The organism is Desulfobacter latus, assembly GCF_013389365.1.
GTDB lineage: Bacteria > Desulfobacterota > Desulfobacteria > Desulfobacterales > Desulfobacteraceae > Desulfobacter > Desulfobacter latus.
This window is the reverse complement of record NZ_JACADJ010000018.1, coordinates 41,898-62,605: the sequence shown is the minus strand read 5'-3', so window position 1 is coordinate 62,605 and position 20,708 is coordinate 41,898. Positions and strand designations below refer to the sequence as shown.

The following is a 20,708-nucleotide window of genomic DNA, read 5'->3' as shown; positions in this document are numbered from 1 at the left end:
GTTGCTCAATTGGTAATGCTTCAATTGAAACAATTAAGAGGTATATTGAACAGCAAGGCTAAAAAGCGGCAATTCATCCCACCGACACCTTCGGTGATCAGTGGGTTTTCTTGCCGAATTCTATAAATTGAGCCCTGCTATCCGACAACATTCTTGGCAATCATCGTCCTGCTCATATCGGCAATCTTCTCAGGGGCCATATCCTTGAACCGGGAAAAGGGAATGGTATCCAACACCTTTACTGTCATATTCGTATGCCCCTGAAAGGTCAGCGAGTATTTAGGCAATGCCTTATTGGTATTACAAATAGCAATGGGCTGAATGTCAACCCCCGTTTTTTTAGCCAGTAGAAATGCGCCGGGTTTGAATTTACCGATACGGCCGTCTTTAGACCTTGTACCTTCCGGGAAGAAAAAAATGGAGATGTTTTGACGTAAAAGCGCCTCACATGTGGCCATCATGGCTTTGATACTGTCCTTGTCACCACGCTTGAGTTTAATATCCCCGTTGTTTAGGGCCATATTCCATCCAACAAACGGCAGACGGAAAACGGAACTCTTGGACACCCACCGGTATGGAAACAGCAGTCGGTAAAGCACAAGGATGTCCAGCTGGCTTTGATGATTGGATACAAACACATAATTTTTGCGTATATCAAGCTTTTGCCGCCCCACAACGTTCACGGACCAGGGCGGCATAACCCAGATATAAACCGAGGCCCAGAACGCACTGAAGAGGTTTGACACAATCCTTCGCGGATCAAAGGGCGCGGTGCATATCCGCAACACACAGGCCACACAGAAGAAAAAAGCGGATGTGATACAGATAAAGGTAATAAATAGAGCTGAAAAAACCTTATTTAATACCATTTTACTATAACTCATATGGCGTTAAACTCTCATACCCATCTTCCGTCACAAGAAGCGTCTGCTCAAACTGAGCGGACAGGGATCCGTCATTGGTCACAGCCGTCCACCGGTCTTCAAGCACATGCAGTTCTTTTTTGCCTAAATTGACCATGGGCTCAATGGTGAATACCATGCCGGGAACAAGGGTCACGCCGGTACCGGGCCGTCCAAAATGAAGCACCTGGGGTTGTTCATGAAAATCAAGCCCCACACCATGCCCCACAAACTCCCTGACAACCGAACACCCCTGGCCTTCGGCATATTTCTGGATCGCATGTCCAATATCCCCCAGGGTCGCCCCGGGTTTAATCTGTTCCATACCCAGCCGCAGGCATTCAGCAGCCACGGCAACGATTTTTTGGGCATCGCGTCCGGGCGTCCCCACAAAAAAGGTTCTATTGGCGTCGGCATAATACCCATTCAGAATCGGAGTGATATCTACATTAACAATATCTCCATCCTCAAGAACCCGCTTACCGGGTATTCCGTGGCAGATCACATCATTCACGGACACGCAGACACTTTTGGGAAACCCCCTGTAGTTGAGCGGTGCAGGTACTGCCCCGGCGTTTATGGTTCGCTCATGGACATAGGTATTGATCTCATCGGTTTTTAAGCCGGGCCGTATCATGGCCTCAACCCCTTCCATAATCGATAAAAGCAGTTCGCCGCATTTTCTGATACCGTCAACCTGTTCGGGCGTTTTCAGGATAATATCATACTTGTTTTTATACTTATCCTTCAAAGAAATTTCAGTTTTTCTGTTCCTGCAGCAGTTTTTGAATTTTTTCCCGCTGCCGCACGGACAGAGCTCATTGGGTCGAATGGTCGTTGATTTAGTTTTCATATTTTAATCACTTTCGCACACCTCACCCCACAGGGAATGGGGGTATGCGTTAATAATTTGAAGTGTAACCAGATCTCCGCCGGCAGCCTGGTCCGATGCAAAATGCACGATTTTGTTTGCACCGCTTCTGCCGAACATCTGTCTGGTATTTTTATTCTTTTTTACAAATCCGTCCCTGGGTTTAGGGCTGTCACCTTCCACCAGCACCGTCACTTTTTTGCCGACAAAGGCCTTGTTTTTCTTTTCTGTTATCTTCTCCTGGAAATCGAGAAGTGTGTTGAGCCTGTCCCGCTTGGTCTGTTCATCCAGCTGGTTTGAAAATTTGGCCGCCGGTGTAAATGACCTTGCTGAATAGGCAAACGCAAAGACCGCATCAAATTCTACCGTTTCAAGCAGATCCATGGTCTGCTGAAAATCAGAGATGGTTTCTCCGGGAAACCCGACAATAATATCCGTAGATAAAGCAATATCCGGGCAGGCCTGCCTCAGGGCTGAAATTCTTTTTAAATAGGTGTCACGGTCATATTTGCGGTTCATCCGCTTCAATATCTCGCTTGAACCGGACTGAACCGGCAGATGAAGATGGTTGCACACCTTGTCAATATCCTTCATGGCCCGGATCAGATCCATGGATAAATCCTTGGGATGGGATGTGGCAAACCGGATACGATCAATGCCGTCCACCCTGCTGACAAGGTAAAGCAAATCAGCAAAAGAAACCTGTCCATTATTACCGGCATAGGAATTAACATTCTGGCCCAGCAGGGTAATTTCACGCACCCCGGAACCGGCCAACCCCTCAATTTCTTCGACAATAGCATGTGGATTCCGGCTTCGTTCCTTTCCCCGGACATAAGGCACCACACAATAAGTGCAAAAATTTTCACACCCCTGCATAATGGTGACAAAGCGTGACACCTGAATTTTTACGGCCAATGCATCCTTGGGAAAGCCTTCAAAAATGTTTTCACTGGGGGCGGTATCCACAATGCGGGTTTCACCGGCAATCAGCGCTTTAACATGGGTTTCAAAACGACCAAAGGCCTGGGTGCCTAAAACCAGGTCAAGATGCGGCAGGCGTGCAAAGGCTTTTTCCTTTTCTTTTTGTGCCACACAGCCGGCCATGATGGTCAGCGGACGTTTTCCTTTTATCCTTGTGCCTGCAAAACGCCCCAGAAAACTATAGGCTTTTTCCTGGGCCTTATGGCGGATGGCGCAGGTATTACACAGAACCAGATCTGCCAGGTCCGGATCATGGGTTTGTTCATACCCGGCATTCTGCAAAAGGCCTGCCAGAATCTGGGAATCATATACATTCATCTGGCACCCAATGGTGTTTACATAGGCTTTGGGCTTATCTTGGCTCAAAATAAAAATCCTTTTTCAACGCTTGCGTGACCATATTTACCTCATCCTGCCGGTCCGGGGGCATGGTAAGCCGGATATGGCCGATTCCGGGCTCCAATGTTGTGACAACGGCGATACCTTCATAGGCTTCAAAAATAAAACGGATAAATCCGATTTTTGTTTTATCCACCATATATTCTTTGAAAACAGATTGCATAATATTTTAAAATTTAATCCTTTATGAACCGGATATAATATCACTAAAAAAACAGGTTATTCAAGAGTTTTGTATGAAAAAAATTGTCAGCCTTGAGGGCTTTATTGCCGCTTGGATTGACACATCATTATCCAAGAAGGTATAACCCGGCATTCCATGGAAATCAAACTTACATATACAACGCCTGACAAGGAAGCGACTCAAAGACTTCAAAAGGCCCTTGACTGCCATCCTGTTATTGCAGGACTGCTGGCGGACAAAGGGATCACAACAGTTGATGAAGCCAGGTTTTTTCTGAACCCGGATTATTCCAGACTGAGCAATCCCTTTGAATTAAAAGATATGGACAAGGCGGTAGCGCGGATTCATACGGCGGTACGCAACAAAGAAAAAATTCTTATTTTTGGTGATTTTGATGCGGACGGGGTCACGGCGACGGCCATGCTTTACCAGTTTCTCTCCCTGGTGGAAGCGGATCTGTCCTGGTATGTGCCCCACAGGACAAAGGAAGGGTACAGCCTTCAATTGCCCCACATAGAGATGGCCGTATCCATGGATGTGGATCTGATCATCACCGTGGACTGCGGTATCGGTTCCCATGACGCGGTTCAGGCGGCAGCCGAAGAAGACATTGACATCATCATCACCGACCACCATGAACCGGACACCACCATCCCCAAGGCCTTTGCCGTGATCAATCCAAAGCAGGCCGACTGCAGCGCGTGCCTTGAATACCTGGCCGGTGTCGGGGTGGCATTTTACCTGATTATGGGCTTGCGCAAAGTATTCAGAGACAATGGGATATGGGAACAATTTCCGGAACCCAAATTATCCGAATACCTGGATCTGTTCACCATCGGCACCATAGGTGATATGGTCCCCCTGGTGCAGGACAACCGGGTCCTTTGCGTGGCAGGGATGAAACGTATTCGCATGGGCCTTCGTCCGGCACTTGTCTCCATGGCCCATACATCACGGATTGACATGGATAAACTTGATTCCGACGACATTTCATTTAAAATCGTGCCAAGACTTAATGCTGCGGGCCGCCTATCACATGCAAGAATCTGTGTCTCCCACCTGACCTGCCCTGCCCCGGCCCAGACCGAGACCACCGCAATCCTTCTTGATGAACTGAACAGAAAACGCCAACTCATTGAAAAAGAGATTGTCGAGGATATTGAACGGCGTATTGCAAGTGATCCATCCATACTTAAAAACCGGCTTATTGTTTTGTGGGACAGCAAGTGGGAGGCGTCCGTGCTTGGCATTGCCGCATCAAGGCTTGCCCGAACGCATATCTGTCCGGTGGTGCTGCTGAACTCAAAAGACGACATTGCAAAAGGGTCATGCCGGAGCATTAACCAAATCAATATACACCAGCTATTGTCTGAAACCCGGGATCTGCTGGAAACCTTTGGGGGGCATGCCATGGCAGCCGGACTGTCAGTCAGAAAAGAAAACCTGATGCGTCTGAAACCGGCGCTGACAGAGATCCTGGCATCAGTTTGCACGGATAAAGATTTTAAACCCGTAAAAAAAATTGATGCCGTGATTAAAATTGCGGATATTACCCCGGAACTTATCCGCCAGATTGATCTGCTTCGCCCCTTTGGCACCGGCAATCCGGAACCGGTCTTTCTTATGGAAAATCTGTGGGTAACATCGTCCATCATCATTGGCGGCTGTCATCGAAAAATGACCCTTACGGATCAAAGCCGAGAACACCAGGTGGAAGCATTGCACTTCAACCTGGCTGACACGACCGGTTTGCCCGAATTTTTTCCAAAACTGATGGTAAAGCTCAGGTTGGACAGATTTAAACAGAATCGCGTTCAGGTTATTGTTCAGGATATATAGTTCAATCCATCCTTAAAATGCTGAAATATGTATGAAATTTCATAATGAAAAATCTGGGTATTGAATGGTGAGATTTAAAAAAACTGTTTTTCTCTCCACCCAATACCCACATATTTGATTGTTTGTTGTGTTCGCCGGAACATGGTCGTTATTTAAACATAAGTACCGTACCGGTATAGAAATAATTCCTGGTTAGTGTCTCTTGATAAAAATTCAATAAAGCTATATAAAAACAGAGTATTGAATAATAATCTATAACTTGTCTTAATAGGGATTTATTTTTTTACCCCTACTTACCTATTTTATTAAAAAAGGAGTTGAATCGGACTGATGAATGTTATTCTACACACCTGGTACGGTGGTTTAATCCTGATGATAATCTGTTCGTATATTATCGCAAAAGCCTGTGATGTTTTTGAATCGGCAACCGACTGTCTTGGAAGGAATATGAGCGAAGGGGTAAAAGGGGCCACGCTGAATGCAATCGGCTCTTCCATGCCGGAGCTGCTGACCACGGTTTTTTTTCTTGTTTTTGCGAAACAAGGAAATTTGGGGCGGGATTTTGCGGCGAGTGTCGGCGGAGACACCGGTTCTGCAATCTTCAATAGTATCGTTATTCCCATGCTCGTAATTTGGGTTGTTTTAGCCATGGGCATCACCGGCGTTAATGTATCCAAAAAAGCCATCTTAAGAGACGGTCTTTTCCTCATCGCTGCTGAAATCCTGGTTCTGGTCTTATTATCCAGCAGTTACATCACCCATTGGCATGGATGGTATTTTACCGGTTTCTATTTCATCTATTTAGCTTATACGCTGTTATCCATGAAAAGCGATAATAATGAAGCAGCGGAAGACAATGATGACTCTGACACCTGGTTTGAAAAATATAAATTTAGATCTAAAGAAGGCATCATCGGAAGAAGCTGGATATTATTAATATGTTCTACACTGGTTATTGCATCCGCATGTGCAGGACTCGTTGAAGGATGTAAAGGGATTTCAGAAGCACTGAAAATACATCCTTTGTTCATTGCATTGATTCTCGTTGCAGCGGCAAGTAGCGTTCCGGATACAATTATTTCCATTAAAGATGCTAAAAAAGGGAATTATGATGATGCGTTATCCAATGTATTGGGATCAAATATATTTGATATCACCATCAGCATGGGGCTGCCTCTTGCGCTTTATCTTTTATTTACGGGCCAGAAAATGGATTTTATTGAAGCGGGACCTGCTTTTATCGATATCCGGATCATGCTTCTGCTGGTTACCATTATAACAATCGGTATCTATTACTTCAGTGAAGAGATGCACAAGTCGCATGTTTATTTATTGGGAAGCCTTTATGCTGTTTTTATTCTTTATGCGATTGGTGCCGCAGATTATTTAAATGGCGGCGGGAATTCATTTTTGGCAAAGCTGTCCGGTGTCTTTATCGAATTCCTGCATCAACCCGGTGGTATCAGCGAATTTTTACACAATACGGCAAATGCTGTGACCGGTAGTTGGTGATAAATATTTCAGGGCTCGGAAGAATTCAACTACGATTATGGACTGAAAGTCCATAATCGTAAAATGAGGGAAATAATGACCCGTTTAAAGTTATTGACCATTGAGGATCTGATAAATGAGCTGGATATGGGTAAGGCCACGTTAAAGTTTATTTTACATCGATTCAGCCCGTGGCTTGCCACACAAGTCGTCAACGATGAAACATGTTATACCGAACAGGCGGTTACCATCCTTCTAAAAATCAAAAAATTTCTGGATGCAGGTATGCTGCCCGAACAGGTTGAGGCGTTCCTTGCACAGGACGCAGAACGGCTGAAAGCCCCGGTAAACGAGCAACATCCTGTGGGGAATCATGGCATAATCCCCGTGGATATCGCGTCGATATCTATGTTCAAGGATATGTTCCAGGTATATATGCAAAAACAGGACCGTATTGCGTTAGCCCAGGAAGCACTTGCCCGGGTGGAAGAAAAAAAAGCCGATGCAATGGAAAAACGGGCGGCAGCGGAAGAGAAAAAAGCCGATGCAATGACAAACATCGCCCTGGCATTGCAGGAGATGAACCAGCGGCACGGCGCTGCGCCCCAGGCCATGGAAATTGCCGGACGTGCCGTGGAAACCATGGCGCTGGAAGAATCACCAGAAATCGACCAAAGCACGTTGGATACCAGCTTTGATGAAAATGAACATCTGTTTGAAGATCGTGTGCCCATGGACGATCAATTCAAGGATCAGGACCACGAGGATATTGGCGACATCGGCTCTTCCAATATGGATGATCTCTCTTTGCTGGTCAATGAAACAGCCCTGAACCCTGACGATCTTGATGATTTATCCTCATTGATTGGCTCTGTATCAGATCCGGACAGCGACCTTAAAAACCTTCCGGAAGAGACGCAGTCCGCCGCACCTGAGACAAACAATCAACCAAGTGATATGGATGATTTGTCAAAGCTGATTGATTCTGATGTTTCTTCGTCCAATTCCCCTGAAAATGACAATGAAGACGATCTGGATGATCTGTTCAGCGTTGTGGATATGGACACCGATGTTCCAGAAGATCTTAATGAAGATCTGGATAACCTGTCTGCGCTGATAAATGAAGACAACAGCCAGGCCACAGCCGACACAAGGTCTGATGATAATGAAGACAGCTTTGAGGCTCCCACGGATAACCTTACGGAAACGCCCTCGATAAAACCGGATATTTCGCCGGATCAGGACATGAAAAAATACAAAGCTGCCGTCATGGAAATCATTATTAAATTAAAGGAACAAGGTCTTACAGCTCAGCAGACAACAGACCGGCTTAACCGCGACGATGTGGCCACCCTGTCCGGGAAACCTACCTGGGGATTAAAAGCCATAGAAAAAATTTACGGTTTTATTGATTCTGCAAAATAACAGCCATAGGCTGACCTGGTCTACCAACACCCGAGGCTGAGCCAAAAACAAAACATAAAATCAATTTCACAACTTATTAAGACTCCTATTTTGCCCCTGCAGCATCGGCAAAACGCGTGTCCACAAATTCATTCAAATCAATAAGGGAGGTCAGAATATTCATTTTATCCATCATGTATTTCTGGATTATATCAAGATCTTCTTTTTGGGGGTAAAGTTCGCCTGTCAGAATCCGGTCAGGGGGATCTGTAAGCACTCGCCTGATAATATCCTTGTCCTGGGAAAAAAACTCAGCACCAATAATTGAAGCCGGCTCAGGCTGGGCATCAATAGCAAGCCCGGACCGAACAAAACTTGTGCAAATTTCCTGAATGGCTTCGGGATGTTTTTCAATAATCTCGGTACGCATAACAAAAACACAACAGGGATGCTTGGCCCACAAATTTTTTGACAGTTCAAATTCTTCGCCATGCCCGGCGGCAATAACCTGGGAACCAAATGGTTCAGCGACAATAAATCCGCCGATTTCGCCTTCTTCATCATACTCAAGGGCTTCGGGCATCTGGAAGGGTGCAACCACCTCAAGGGTAACATCAATTCCTTTTTCCGTGGCACGCCCGGGTTTCAACCCTTTCTCGGATAACAGCTTATGGAACAGCATATTGTGGATGGAGAGTTGATATGGAATCAATACGGTCTTGCCCGCAAAATCTTCAACGGAATTGATGTTGGCTCTTTTATTTTTAACCAGAACACTGCCGGATTTATGGGCTAACAATAAGAGTTTGAGATCAACACCGGATTTAAAAAGATCCATGGCGGTTGGTGCCAAAACCAGCGCACCGTCCAAGGATTTCACAGAAAGCGCATCAGCAACTTCATTCCACCCGTTTTTAACCACAGGTTCCAGTGTGCAATGTTCAAAGGTTTCCATACCTTGTTGTAGTTTTCGATCTGTTACACCGAGAATGAAATGATCAGTGATTTTAAGATATCCGATCTTGATTGCGGGTTTTTCCGCCATTTCAGGCACCTCCGGGGATGATAAGTGTATAATAAATAATACTGAATCGCATTACCGATTATGCGTAAGTTTAATTTAAAGTCAATAAAAACCTGAGTGCCCGGTTAATTCAGCCTCTTTTTTTGCTCGAATAATCAGACCTGCGAAAATCAAATCCTGGGGAGACGTAAGTTTAATATTAAACAATCCGCCTTCCACCATCGCCACCGGTATTTTCGCATGTTCGCATACTGAAGCTTCGTCCGTACCCAGAAAGCCGGTTTTCCGGGCATGGGAAGCCGCCTTGATCATCAGATCCAGGCGAAAGACCTGGGGCGTCTGGGCCCGGAACAATCCATCCCGGTCAAGGGTGCAAATTATCTTGCCGTTTTTATCAGCCCTTTTTACGGTATCAGCGATACCAAGCACCGGGATGCAGGCACCCTCTTGCAATGCACCGTCAAGGCACCGATCAAGCAGATTGTCACCCACAAAAGGCCGGACTCCGTCATGAATCAGTACAAACGTTGTTTCTGGCTGGGTACAAATTTTCAACGCTTGATCAAGTCCGTTTCCCACGGAATCCTGACGGGTAACACCGCCTTTAATAATGTGCAACGGTGTGGAAAATGAAACTCGGTGCAAAAGGTCGTTGCGGGTAAAATTCAGATCCTGTTCAGGCACCACCAGAATAATTTCATCCACCCGACAGTATCTGTCAAAGGCGGCAAGCGTGCGAACGATCACCGGAATACCTTCCAGATCAATGAATTGTTTTTTTACAGTGGACTGCATGCGCAACCCTTTTCCGCCCGCCACAATAACGGCAATATTTTTAAACCTCTCTTTGTTTTCGACGTCAGACATGAATTCTAAATCAAATAACTCAATTCAATGGGCAAGGGAATCCCCTTGCCCATATGGTCTTCACCATAATTGACCCCGGAAAGGATTTTCAAATCATTCAACGCCCTGGAATCTCCCGTAAAAACGACCGTTTCAATCTCCTCTTTTTTAATTTTCCCCCCGGCCCACTGAATATCAAGGACCGAGGAAGCATCAAACTGGTCTTTTCCCACATGAAGCTTGACTTCTCCGCCGTAATGCTGAACGATTTTTGCCACCAAAAGGCTTGGCCGGCTGTGAAAGCCCCTGTCTTTGGGAATACCCACTTCAATTGTTTCGGATTCCATATTTTTGTTTAGAACCTTTGTGGCCACAGCCTTGCCCGAGGATAAAAAACGGCCTGCATAATATAGACAGTAATTTACGGCACGATCTAAAACATTATCCGGATCAATGAGATCCGAAAGGGACAGACTGATATTTTTATAAACATGCTTAAAGCCGGTATCATACAAATGACGTTCATAAAAATGAAGCAAGCGCCCTAAAACCTGCAGAATATGAAATACAATGGAAAAATGACTGCGCAACTGACTTAAAAGTTCAGCATCAGGGGACTGTAACGTGGTAACGACATAAGAATCAAATGAAGACTGAATATTATGCACCCGCATCTCATAACTTCTGATGGTCACCTCGTTGATAACATCAGGGACAAGCTTGTAAATGGCCTCAAGATCATAACGTTCGTAAAAGGTAAACTCTTCAAAATCCCGGATCAATTCAAGAAACTGACTGGCAATTCGTGTCAGATTCTTTTTCTGACTGCTTTGGGGCATGGCGTCGTCAATATTATGTTCCAGTTGGCCGGCTGTGGCAATGCCGGGGAAATAGTCCAGGTCATAGCCGGATTCCGGAATGGTGATACCTAAACGTTTTGCCTCCCTCAGGGCAACGGGTGCGGCCTGATGAATGGCATTCTGGAGAAATTGAAGCATATCCAGGGCTTCCTGTTTAAACGCACTGTGGTTCTGATCCCCGAAATTATAAAAATCGAACCGATCCAGGGTGTGACGCTGGGAATAACAGGCAAGGGAGAGGTGCCGAACAGATGCTGATATTGCACGGTAAAACACCCAATCCTTGTTTTTTTTTGCACCATGAAAGTCAAGAAAATCTTCCATGATATGGGAGGTGATGATCAGTTTTGAGCAAAGCTTCTTGGTAAAAAGATAACTGTCGTCATTCAATCCAATAAGAAACAGAATGCACTGAAGATACTCATATGAAAAAATATTTGCTTTTTCTTTAAAAGATATGTCACACGTGTCATTCATAGATAGATATTGTCTTCGTTCAAACATTATTTAATAAAATTTCGGTCTGACCGGCCCGTAAGCCGAATTCTGTTATTTTTTTGCAGTTACCCGCAAAAAAATCAACGGTCATTCATCTAGGATGCATGTTGCCATACACCTCAAGCAACCTACCCGGAGACTTGGACGGGCAGCCCTCAAGCGTCTCTCTATTTGGTCTTGCACCGGACGGGGTTTACCAAGCTTTCCCGGTCACCCGGAAAACTGGTGCGCTCTTACCGCACCGTTTCACCCTTACCCGGCAACTCATTTAAATGAGTCGCCGGGCGGTCTACTCTCTGTTGCACTTTCCTTCACGTCACCGTGACTCCACGTTATGGAGCGTCCTGCCCTGCGGTGTTCGGACTTTCCTCCCGGCGTTAATTTGCCCGGCGACCGTTTGTTCCGGTCAGACCGAAATTAAAAAAAATTGTTCGTTAACCCAAAAATCTCAGCCGTTCTCATAATAAAGAATTCGGCTGCACTGGGGACAGAATATTAACTTACTTCCGCGCTGAACTTCAATATACAGCTGGGGCGGAATATTCATAAAACACCCTAAACATACCTGATCCTGGGCCTGGGCAACAGCAGATCCCTGATTCATTTTGGAAATACGTTTGAATTGATCTAAAAGTTTAGGATCCAGACTTGCACCGATCTCTTTCTGACTTTCAAGATATTCCTCAAGACGCTTTCGGTCCTTAGTGGTTTGTTCTTCAATCTGATTCTGTTCCGCCTTGACCTGCTCTTCAAGCTGCTGATATTCTTTTGTACTTTCATCCACAATCGCCTGGGAGTTTTCCCGCTCTTCCATGATCTGTAACAGTTCTGTCTCTAAGGCATCTTTTCTTTTTTTGTTATCATCCACCTCCCTGAGCAACACCTGATACTCTTTATTGGTCGTTACATTGCGAAGGGTTTCGTTGCTTTTAATAATACGTGCATCAACAATTTTAATTTCATTTTCACTGTCAAGGCAGTTTTTATTAAGCTTTTCAAGTTCTTCTGTATTTTCCTCAAGTGCTGCCGCAAACTGTTTAAGCCTGGATGCCAGCTTGATTTTCTTTTTTTCAACCTCGTACAATACCTCCTTAAGACGGACTATTTCGGTTTCAGCCTCTTGAAGTCTTACAAGGGTGGATATATCTGGTTTTGACATAAGGTGTTACATCCTCATATGGTTAAAAATGGATCTTGTTCCTGATCATATGTATGAATTACAATTTCATATTTTTCGGCCTCAAATATCCGACCAAGGCGTTTTTTCAAAAGCTCAACAGCAATGGATTCGGAACCAAAGTGGCCGACATCGACAGCGGATTTAGCATGGCCTTCTATATCCCGTGCCTCGTGGTATTTTAAATCTCCTGTGATATATACATCCATTCCTGATGCTAAAAATTGAGTTGTCAAAGAGCCGCCTGACCCCGAACACAGCGCTGTTGTTGATACCATGTTCCCGGGATTTCCAATAATTCTTACCCGGGGAACTCCCAATTTTTCTTTAATCCGGCAAGCCAGTTGTTCAAGTGTCATGGCCCCGTCAAGCCGCCCGATACGCCCAATCCCCAGCATCTGATCGACAGATTCATTTTGCATTGCATCGGCAATAAAAACATTGGTGCAAACGATTCCCAATTTTTGGGCCAGATAATCGTTCAAACCGTCCCGGGCTTTATCCAGATTTGTATGGGCGCTTACGACGGCAATCCGGGATCCGGCACTGATCAGAATCGCTGCGCCGGGCATCTTGCTGAAATCAATTTTCTTTTCAGGTGACATGATCAGAGGATGATGGGTAATCAGCATGTCACACCCCAACGTTTCCGCTTCAGCAAGTGCTTTGTCCGTCACATCCAGGGCAATTAGAATTTTAGACACCGGCCACCCGGGATCACCGGCCTGAAGCCCTGAATTATCCCAGGATTCAGCCAGGGAAAAAGGCGCAATTTGATTTATAATATCAATAACCTGTTTTACTGTGGGCATATTTTTAATTATATATTATACGTCTCAAAATAAAAAAGCGTGGAGTACACTCCACGCTTTAGATTCAGTTTATTTTCGTAGTGCTTTACAGGCATATCCATGTATGACCTGGTCATTCATCCCCTCTTTTCAGCATATCAATCGGCTTCCCCTCCTGTTTAAGACCTCATAAATGAATAAGTTCTTTGGTGGGCCCACCTGGATTCGAACCAGGGACCGACCGGTTATGAGCCGGTGGCTCTGCCAAACTGAGCTATAGGCCCGAAAAGCCGCTTTGATACTGCGTTACAAGCAAATTTGAGATATATATAGTAACACCTGTTTACTGTCAAGTGTTAATTGTGTTTAGGATATTTGCCATAAGCACTTTTTACGTCTAAAGCGTCTGTATGTTGTGACTAAATGTTACAAAGATAGCGTTTGGTCATAACATCAGCCACAGCGTAGGTTGGGTAGAACGAAGTGAAACCCAACAACTTATCGGCGTTGGGTTTCGTTCCTCAACCCAACCTACCGGAAATTCGTATGCCCTAAACTATCCATGCCGTTCCTCAAGCATCTCCTGGATTGCAACCTCGTCAAGCAATTCAGACCTCAGTGAATTAATCGTCTGTGCCATCTCCACAGGAATGGCATAATCCATACCATCATCTTCAGAATGCAGATCAAAATCCATCTGCTCCATCGCCGATGAAAGCTGCAGTTCAGCCTGTCCCAGCGTTTCCTTGCTTACATTCAGCTCGGTAATGGCCTTGGTCATACTTTTCACGGAAACACCGGCGCGAAGTTCCCTGTTCAAGGATTGAATGCCCTCAAGTATGCCGGTCATGGCATTGCTCATCTGGCCGCGCATGGACAAATCTTCCATGCGCAAAAGAAAGGCATCCCATTTTTTTGCCTGCTGCTCATACTGCAGACGCTGCATCAAGTATTGATCGCACTGGGCCTGCCGGTCAAGTGCCAATGCACGTTTTGCCAGTTCTGTGTACTTACCTGCCATCTTCCTGCATTCTGCAACAAAGCCGGCCACCTTTTTCTGGGCCATGCGGATAGCCACCTCCCGCTTGGCCCGCTTAACCTCTTTGGATTCAAACAACCCCATTGCCTTCCTCCCTGTCAGCCGCGATACCGGGCATAAAAGTCATTGTTTTTCTTTGTGGTTTCCGGATCTATCTTTATTTTTTCAATCTCTTCTAAAAAATCACGCTCCAGAAGTGCGCTGACCTTCAGGGTATATTTCTCCACGGCCTGTTTCCCTTGGCGGATCAAATCCTTTATGGCCGTATTATTACGCGCCACCATCCTGGCCATGGCCCCCCGGAAAATCCCCTGCAGGTCCCGGCCGCTGAATCCTTTTGTTTCAGACGAAAGGTTTTCCACATCAAACCCTGCTGTCATGCCGCTTTTGGTGATGATTTTTTTTAATATATCGGTACGGGCCTGCTCCCCGGGCAACGGGATATAAAACTGCTTTTGAAACCGGCTGCGAATGGCCTGGTCTAATGTATCCGGCCTGTTGGTGGCGGCAATGGTCAACACCCCCTTGTCCTCGCCCTTTTCCGCTAATCCGTCCAGTTCCGATAGAATTGTGCTTAAAATTCTTTGTTCAGCCCCGGACGTATCCCCTTCCCGTGCCCGGCAAAGCGAGTCAAACTCATCAATGAAAATAATGGATAACCCGGTATCCGCGGCAGAGCGGGCCTCATCATACAGGGCATTGACAAGCTTGGAAGACTCGCCAAAATACTTGGACGTCAGATCCGAGGCTTTTACATTGAAAAAAACAGCGTCAAGCTGGTTGCTGATGGCAGCGGCGATCATGGTTTTTCCTGTGCCCGGCGGACCATACAGCATAATATTGCGAAAGGAATCAATCACAACCCCTTCGGGTTTTTGGGCAAGAAATATGCCGAAAAAACTCTCCAGCTCGTCCCTGACCTCATCAAGCCCGCCGATATCATCCCAGTGGATTCCGGAAGAAAACTTTAAACCCCGCACCTCTTTGCGATAGGGATTGTTATCATGGTTTTCTTCCCCGGCCGGTGTTGTCCGGCCGGTTTGGGGTTGCACCGTACTCTGGTCCGAGGCTTTTGTGGCCAAAGATCTTGCGTTTTGGGCATATTCACGGGCTTTGGCCAACCTGCGTGTTTTCGAATTGTCCGACAGCGCATCAATGGCAAATACCTGCATCATTTCAGCCGCTTCCTGCCAGGTTTGAGCTGCTTTTTCCCGGTTGCCCTGTTGCTCTGAAAGGGTTGCCAGGGCCACCTTTTTCCCGATACTGTCACCAAGATAAGTCATGGATTATCCTCCTGTTCAGACCATATCCAGGATCTGTTTTGCTTTTTCCTCGTCGCTCAGGTCGGATTTATCAAGAACGGTGTCCTGAACCTCGCCCACAATTTCCAGAAGATCCCTGTCCACATTTTTATCTACATTTGCGATAAATCCATCCATGATATCTTTAATCTCTTCTGCATTCATGTCCTGGATATTGGTTTGTTTCTTTAAATAATCGAGAATCTCGGCAAGTTTGGAGGGAGAAAGGGCTTCCATTTGTTTTAATATGGTCTTATCCATTCTGCTGCCCAATAACCCTTCCAGCTCAATACAAATTTCAAGTGCGTTGAGCTGCATGCCCCGGGTAAAAAACGCATTATGGCGCGCAGCCATCAAAGCTTTTCTCTGCTGCAGCTTACTGATCAGCATGGGGGCCTTGAATTTTGATGTTTTCACAAGCTCAAGGGCAATATCTTTCATTTCTCTTTCACCCAGGGTGATTTTCTGCTCCAGATTTCTCTGCCCAAGCTTCATTTCCCGTAACGCTTTTTGTTTTTCATCCCCAGTCAAGTCAAAATACTCTTTTTTCTTCATTCCCAATTGTTTTGCCATGTTTGAATACCAGCTCATTTTGTCTCCTTGATCAAGTTAAACATCAAGATCCAGTGATTTTTCCAGATCGTCTAATTCGTCATTACCTTGTATGTTTATGCCGTCCAATTCCCTTTCCAGATCATCCAGGGCGCTGTCATCCTGATATATGTTGGTGGCCCAGGAATCCATTGAACTAAAGGTCTTCATGCCCCAATCCTCAATGGATTTTTCGCATTTTTCCCGAATCGCTTCGGTTTGTTCCATATCCAGCCCCAGATCCCCCACAGCCTTTGATTTTTCTATTTCAAGCAACAAGGTTGCATTGACATCAATATTTTTTTCCCGGATGGTGCGCACATCATTAAAACCGCTGATCTCCTTGCGCAGACGACTGATTTTTTCAAGGCAGATTTTTCTGCGCGTGGATTTAGGGATTGTGTTTCCATAAGCTTTTAACTGCTTTTCTTCCTGGTCGAACAACAGGTCAAGCTTTTCTTCTATCTTGCGCAGCTCAAGCTTGTTCATATCCCTGTAGCGTTTACGTTCATCAAGCCAAAGTTCCAGATCTTCCTGGGTTTCCATACGCACATCTTTGACCCCTGAGTTTCCCAATATCTTTTTAACGGTTGAAATAAGTCCCTGTCCCATGTTTTCTTTTCCTCCCGGTTTATGGTGTGTTAAATCTTTAGACGAAAGCAATGCTGATTTTCTTTTACCTGGCTGTCATATTTTATCTTTATAGTACAATAACCGTTCTCGTCCACGTGAACGTCCACGTCCACGTTAACGTTAACGTTAACGTTCACGTTCACGTTCACGTGAACGTCCACGAGCACGAGCACAATATTTCCCGAAGACAAGTACAAATAAAAGTATTAACGAATTGAATCTTCAACCCATTGATTTGCGTTCTCAAGACGCAGCGCAATCACCCGCCCCTCTTTTTCAATATATTTCATATCACCCCGGAATCTGTCCGCACTGATACGATCCAGCAGATCCCGGGAATAGCAGTCGGATTCCCGGTTTACATTAATAAGCACGTCCGTATCCGGATTTTGGTTATACGCCTCAAAAAATTGTGCTTTCAGTTTTTTCCAGCAAAAGGCATCCTTATCATTGACCTTGATGGCAATCCCTTTGTCTTTTGTAATCTCAAGATGCGTGTCAAGCAAGCATATCTGCGCCAGTAACGGCAGCAAGATCTTTTGGGGGACCCCGAGAATCTGCATCAACTGTTCCGGCGGCAGCACAGTTTCAGGATCATTGTCACATTTATGCCGCAAGAGCTGATGATAATAATATTGCACCCTTTTTTCAAAAGCATCGGCAGATAACGCGCACCATACCGGCCAGGATATATCTGCACCAGACGCGCTGAACATCAGTTCCCCGGCCGTGTTGTCCGAAGGCCGGCAAAACACAAGGGATTTCATTTGCTTTACGGAGACGGCATCAAGAATTGAGGCCGGCCACGGATCAGGAGAAAACACAAGAAACGCACAGGGCGTATCCTTTGCCTGCATGGCAAGGCGCTGCAAATGCCGGTTCACGGTTTTCACATCCAGGACCACATCATTTGCGCCCATCTTTTCAAGCACCCGGGTGGCGGCAAAACTTTTAAAAATCACCCGGAGAACATTCTTTTTGCCGAACCATCCTTTTTTGACTAAATCAAAGCATTGCTCGGAATTGACCGGCATAAGCGTTTTTAAATCACTGTCAGCACCTTGCACACAAAGCGCTTCCTCCACCATAAAACGCTGGCTGTCTGCGCCGGCCTCTTCAGGGATTACTTTTTTAACATTCACAAGGTCTTTGGCAAGGGGTGAGGCCATGGCAAAAAGACTTGCCCTGGCCCCTTCTAAAAACTGTTTTTCCATCCCGGCTGCATGTCGGATAAAATCTTTGCCTGATCCGGCATCCTGTCCAAACTTTTTTTCAATCATTTTAGCTTCTGTATTTGTTTTCATTGGTGTCCCCTAAGTATGGACAATAACAGTTTCCATATTAACGCCCCCATTCCCATACGCACCGGCAAGCAGGGTCGCAGCCCTGTGATAGTCGCTTGCCTGTTCAGGCAGCGCGCCCCGGACCCGGTTGGTCATGCCCCTTATGGCGGTCTGATCCCGCAGCATGGCAACCCGGGCATCAGCCAGGTGATCAGTAATGTTCAGTTCCTGTTCACTGGCCACCACCATGATACGCTCCACACCCGGATCTTCATCAAGTATCCAGAACGGACAGGACGGATAATCCCTGTTCACCCCGGGCCAGATGGTCGGCACACCTGCCTGCTGGCGGTTTGTACGCATAATACCCATAAAATCCGCCAGATCCGGCAAAAGACACTGCCATGTGCCGGTGGAGCCCTTGAGCAGGATATACACCCAGGCATCTTTACTGGTTGTAACCTGGACATCCACCATGGAACCCGACGGCAGGCTGGGGCAAACACCAATATCGGGAATAAGAATACCCTGGACGTCATGGGCCCGCCACACCGCCGATAAAACAAGCATATCCCTGGTCTCCGGGTCAGGGGTCAAGTTCGCTGCCTTTCGTTCCGCCAATTGTTCTGTAACGATATGAAGATTACGTTCCAGAAGATCAATTTTTTCCTCATAGGCTCCGGCCTTAAAAAATTCTTTTTCCAGGTGTCCAAGCTTGAGCTGTTCCGCTTCAGCCTCCGCCTCCGCCTTTTGGGCCTTTGCCTGCTCGCATCGAATTTTCTGTTTTTCGATCTGTCTTGCAACTTCAGCCCGGGACCGGATGTTTTCCAGCTCTTTTTCATGATTCAGTGCTGCCAGATCCCGGACATGTTCACGCCGCTTTTTTTCCAGGGCAGCCTCAAACTCCGCCTGTTCCCGGGCGGAACGGATCTCATGATCAAGTTCTCTTTTCTTTTGTTCCTCTTTTGCTTTGACCTTGGTATGAAAATAATCATCCAGGGCCGGGACACCTAGGGAAGTGACTTTGATCTGCCCTGCAACATAGATTCCGGCAATATCCTTTAAGCTGTTTTTAAGAACACTATCCTGAAATAACTGTATGATCTTGGCCTGAATCTGATCCTGTCCCTGTCCGGGCTTGTATTCAAAATTGGCGGCAAGCTGCGCCAAAGGCCCTGTGATGGTGGCCTCAAGCGCTGATCCAATGATCTGTCCAAACAACGCCTGGGATAAATCTCCGGATAATGCGGATGCCATTGGGTGGGCTTGATCTTGCTTTGGGGTAACAAGCCCCAGGACAAGCTGTAAGCTCATGTTTCCCATATGCCCCCCTGAAAAAGGGATATTGCTGCACTGTACCTGCACAGAAAAGGTGCGCAGAAAGGTAAAAACCAGTGATTTTCCAGAACATTCAATTGTCTGTTCAGCAGTTCCCAAAGGGAAACAGATACGGGTTTTACCATTGGTTTGAACGATGGCCAGTTCACCGGATGGAATAACAAAATGGCATTTTTTCCTGGTCACCCCGGTACGCTGGGGTTTTTGCGGTTTCAGGATATCCTTTATTGTTGCAATCAGATTCATGCCTTGGACCTCCTGGGCGGGAGCGCGGGCCGGACGTCCGGGCTCCCATGTTAAATTAGCGCCCTTTGGGCGGGCTGTTAGGTACTGGGTAGTGGGTGCTGGGTGCTGGGTACTGGGTACTGGAAATTCCTATACTCTTAAATTATTTTTTATCATCTTTGTTTTTGTTTTTCATTTTAATGTACCATTCCTCGTTTCCGTATAATTTATCAGAGCATTCAGGACACATGCCATGACTGAAAGAAACATCAGAATGTTTTTCAATATATTCTTCTAAAATATTCCAACATCCTTTGTCATCTCTAATTTTTTTGCATACAGAGCAAATAGGAAGAAGACCACTCAGCGTTTTTACATTTTTAAATGCCGTTTCTTCTTTAAACTCGGTAATATCCATAATGATGTTTATATACTTGGAGAGTTTCCCCCTGGCGTCGAGAATCGGGTCGACAAATACCTTAAACCATTTCTTATTAATTTGAATTTCAATAGATTCTTGTTGCAAACTATGACCGGCCTTTATAACAGGGCATTTTTCAACTAGAACAGGGCACTTTTCAATCGGTTTTTCAGTACCGTACGCAATTTCCCAGCATTTTTTTCCGATTATTTCAGAATCAGGTTGATTGAATAAAACCCGGCAAGCACTGTTTGCCTTCAAGATATGGTGATTTTTATCAACAATCCAAACAACAGACGTCATGGCGTTGAAAGCAGAGTGAAGTTCCTCTTCTGAATTTAGTCCTTGACTTTTAGCCTCAGAAACACATATTGTACTAAATTTTTCAAACAATGATTTCATCAAAATATTTTATCTCCCGAAAATCTCTATAATTTATGTTTTCCTCCTGGTCTATGGTGTTAAATTTTTAGACGAGATCAATGCCGATTTTCTTTTACCCGGCTATCATTTTTTATCTATCCATGAGAATTACGTTCACGAGTACGAGCACGGATTAGGAATGAGTCCGAAATAACCAAGCCCGTATAAATTTTCACCGCCGCCG

General features: G+C 45.6%; 19 protein-coding genes, 1 tRNA gene and 1 other RNA gene. 3 read left to right on the top strand and 18 right to left on the bottom strand.

Annotation, left to right across the window (positions count from 1 at the left end):
• Window positions 1-137 precede the first annotated feature (137 nt).
• From HXW94_RS07580 to HXW94_RS07565, 4 genes are read right to left on the bottom strand one after another with little or no spacing between them, the layout of a single operon-like run.
• Window positions 138-884 (bottom strand): lysophospholipid acyltransferase family protein, encoded by a 747-nt coding sequence (locus HXW94_RS07580; protein WP_178366289.1) that lies wholly within the window; start codon window positions 882-884, stop codon window positions 138-140.
• Entirely contained in the window at window positions 874-1,755 is an 882-nt protein-coding gene (map, locus tag HXW94_RS07575; protein ID WP_178366288.1) for a type I methionyl aminopeptidase, read from the bottom strand. The genes HXW94_RS07580 and map overlap by 11 nt, the downstream gene beginning before the upstream one ends.
• 3 nt (window positions 1,756-1,758) lie before the next feature.
• A complete protein-coding gene (gene miaB, locus HXW94_RS07570; protein WP_178366287.1) occupies window positions 1,759-3,123 on the bottom strand; it encodes a tRNA (N6-isopentenyl adenosine(37)-C2)-methylthiotransferase MiaB in 1,365 nt (454 codons plus the stop codon).
• Window positions 3,110-3,295, bottom strand: coding sequence for a DUF4911 domain-containing protein (locus HXW94_RS07565; protein WP_246293788.1), 186 nt, complete (start codon window positions 3,293-3,295; stop codon window positions 3,110-3,112). Before HXW94_RS07565 ends, miaB begins: the two co-directional genes overlap by 14 nt.
• A gap of 180 nt (window positions 3,296-3,475) precedes the next feature.
• Between HXW94_RS07565 and recJ the strand changes: the two genes are divergently transcribed.
• From recJ to HXW94_RS07550, 3 genes are all read left to right on the top strand, one after another.
• Complete coding sequence (recJ, locus tag HXW94_RS07560) at window positions 3,476-5,179, top strand: single-stranded-DNA-specific exonuclease RecJ (protein ID WP_178366285.1); 1,704 nt, start codon at window positions 3,476-3,478, stop codon at window positions 5,177-5,179.
• Window positions 5,180-5,509: 330 nt separating this feature from the next.
• Window positions 5,510-6,691 carry a sodium:calcium antiporter gene (locus tag HXW94_RS07555; protein WP_178366284.1) on the top strand — a complete coding sequence of 394 codons (1,182 nt, stop codon included), beginning with the start codon at window positions 5,510-5,512 and terminating at the stop codon, window positions 6,689-6,691.
• Window positions 6,692-6,766: 75 nt separating this feature from the next.
• Complete coding sequence (locus tag HXW94_RS07550; RefSeq protein WP_178366283.1) at window positions 6,767-8,095, top strand: hypothetical protein; 1,329 nt, start codon at window positions 6,767-6,769, stop codon at window positions 8,093-8,095.
• 85 nt (window positions 8,096-8,180) lie between these two features.
• Here HXW94_RS07550 and HXW94_RS07545 read toward each other — a convergent pair whose 3' ends face one another.
• The 14 genes from HXW94_RS07545 to HXW94_RS07480 all read right to left on the bottom strand — a co-directional run bounded on the left by HXW94_RS07545 (window position 8,181) and on the right by HXW94_RS07480 (window position 20,503).
• Window positions 8,181-9,119 carry an ABC transporter substrate-binding protein gene (locus HXW94_RS07545; RefSeq protein WP_178366282.1) on the bottom strand — a complete coding sequence of 313 codons (939 nt, stop codon included), beginning with the start codon at window positions 9,117-9,119 and terminating at the stop codon, window positions 8,181-8,183.
• Between the two features lie 81 nt (window positions 9,120-9,200).
• Window positions 9,201-9,965, bottom strand: coding sequence for a 2-C-methyl-D-erythritol 4-phosphate cytidylyltransferase (gene ispD / locus HXW94_RS07540; protein ID WP_178366281.1), 765 nt, complete (start codon window positions 9,963-9,965; stop codon window positions 9,201-9,203).
• Window positions 9,966-9,970: 5 nt separating this feature from the next.
• Complete coding sequence (locus tag HXW94_RS07535; protein ID WP_178366280.1) at window positions 9,971-11,281, bottom strand: HPr family phosphocarrier protein; 1,311 nt, start codon at window positions 11,279-11,281, stop codon at window positions 9,971-9,973.
• 42 nt (window positions 11,282-11,323) lie between these two features.
• Window positions 11,324-11,712: RNase P RNA component class A (rnpB, locus tag HXW94_RS07530), an RNA gene on the bottom strand.
• Between the two features lie 38 nt (window positions 11,713-11,750).
• On the bottom strand, window positions 11,751-12,461 hold the full coding sequence (locus HXW94_RS07525; protein WP_178366279.1) for a zinc ribbon domain-containing protein: 711 nt from the start codon (window positions 12,459-12,461) through the stop codon (window positions 11,751-11,753).
• A 14-nt stretch (window positions 12,462-12,475) separates the two neighbouring features.
• On the bottom strand, window positions 12,476-13,291 hold the full coding sequence (locus tag HXW94_RS07520; RefSeq protein WP_178366278.1) for a Nif3-like dinuclear metal center hexameric protein: 816 nt from the start codon (window positions 13,289-13,291) through the stop codon (window positions 12,476-12,478).
• A 186-nt stretch (window positions 13,292-13,477) separates the two neighbouring features.
• Window positions 13,478-13,554, bottom strand: a tRNA-Ile gene (locus HXW94_RS07515).
• Between the two features lie 272 nt (window positions 13,555-13,826).
• A complete protein-coding gene (locus tag HXW94_RS07510; RefSeq protein WP_178366277.1) occupies window positions 13,827-14,393 on the bottom strand; it encodes a hypothetical protein in 567 nt (188 codons plus the stop codon).
• 14 nt (window positions 14,394-14,407) lie between these two features.
• On the bottom strand, window positions 14,408-15,592 hold the full coding sequence (locus HXW94_RS07505; protein WP_178366276.1) for an ATP-binding protein: 1,185 nt from the start codon (window positions 15,590-15,592) through the stop codon (window positions 14,408-14,410).
• 15 nt (window positions 15,593-15,607) lie between these two features.
• Window positions 15,608-16,201: a hypothetical protein gene (locus HXW94_RS07500; RefSeq protein WP_178366275.1), complete on the bottom strand. Its 594-nt coding sequence runs from the start codon at window positions 16,199-16,201 to the stop codon at window positions 15,608-15,610.
• 18 nt (window positions 16,202-16,219) lie between these two features.
• Complete coding sequence (locus tag HXW94_RS07495; protein ID WP_178366274.1) at window positions 16,220-16,813, bottom strand: hypothetical protein; 594 nt, start codon at window positions 16,811-16,813, stop codon at window positions 16,220-16,222.
• Window positions 16,814-17,040: 227 nt separating this feature from the next.
• Window positions 17,041-18,138, bottom strand: coding sequence for a hypothetical protein (locus HXW94_RS07490; protein WP_178366273.1), 1,098 nt, complete (start codon window positions 18,136-18,138; stop codon window positions 17,041-17,043).
• A gap of 9 nt (window positions 18,139-18,147) precedes the next feature.
• Window positions 18,148-19,701: a DUF4384 domain-containing protein gene (locus HXW94_RS07485; RefSeq protein ID WP_178366272.1), complete on the bottom strand. Its 1,554-nt coding sequence runs from the start codon at window positions 19,699-19,701 to the stop codon at window positions 18,148-18,150.
• 142 nt (window positions 19,702-19,843) lie between these two features.
• Entirely contained in the window at window positions 19,844-20,503 is a 660-nt protein-coding gene (locus tag HXW94_RS07480; RefSeq protein WP_246293787.1) for a PAS domain-containing protein, read from the bottom strand.
• Window positions 20,504-20,708: the final 205 nt, after the last annotated feature.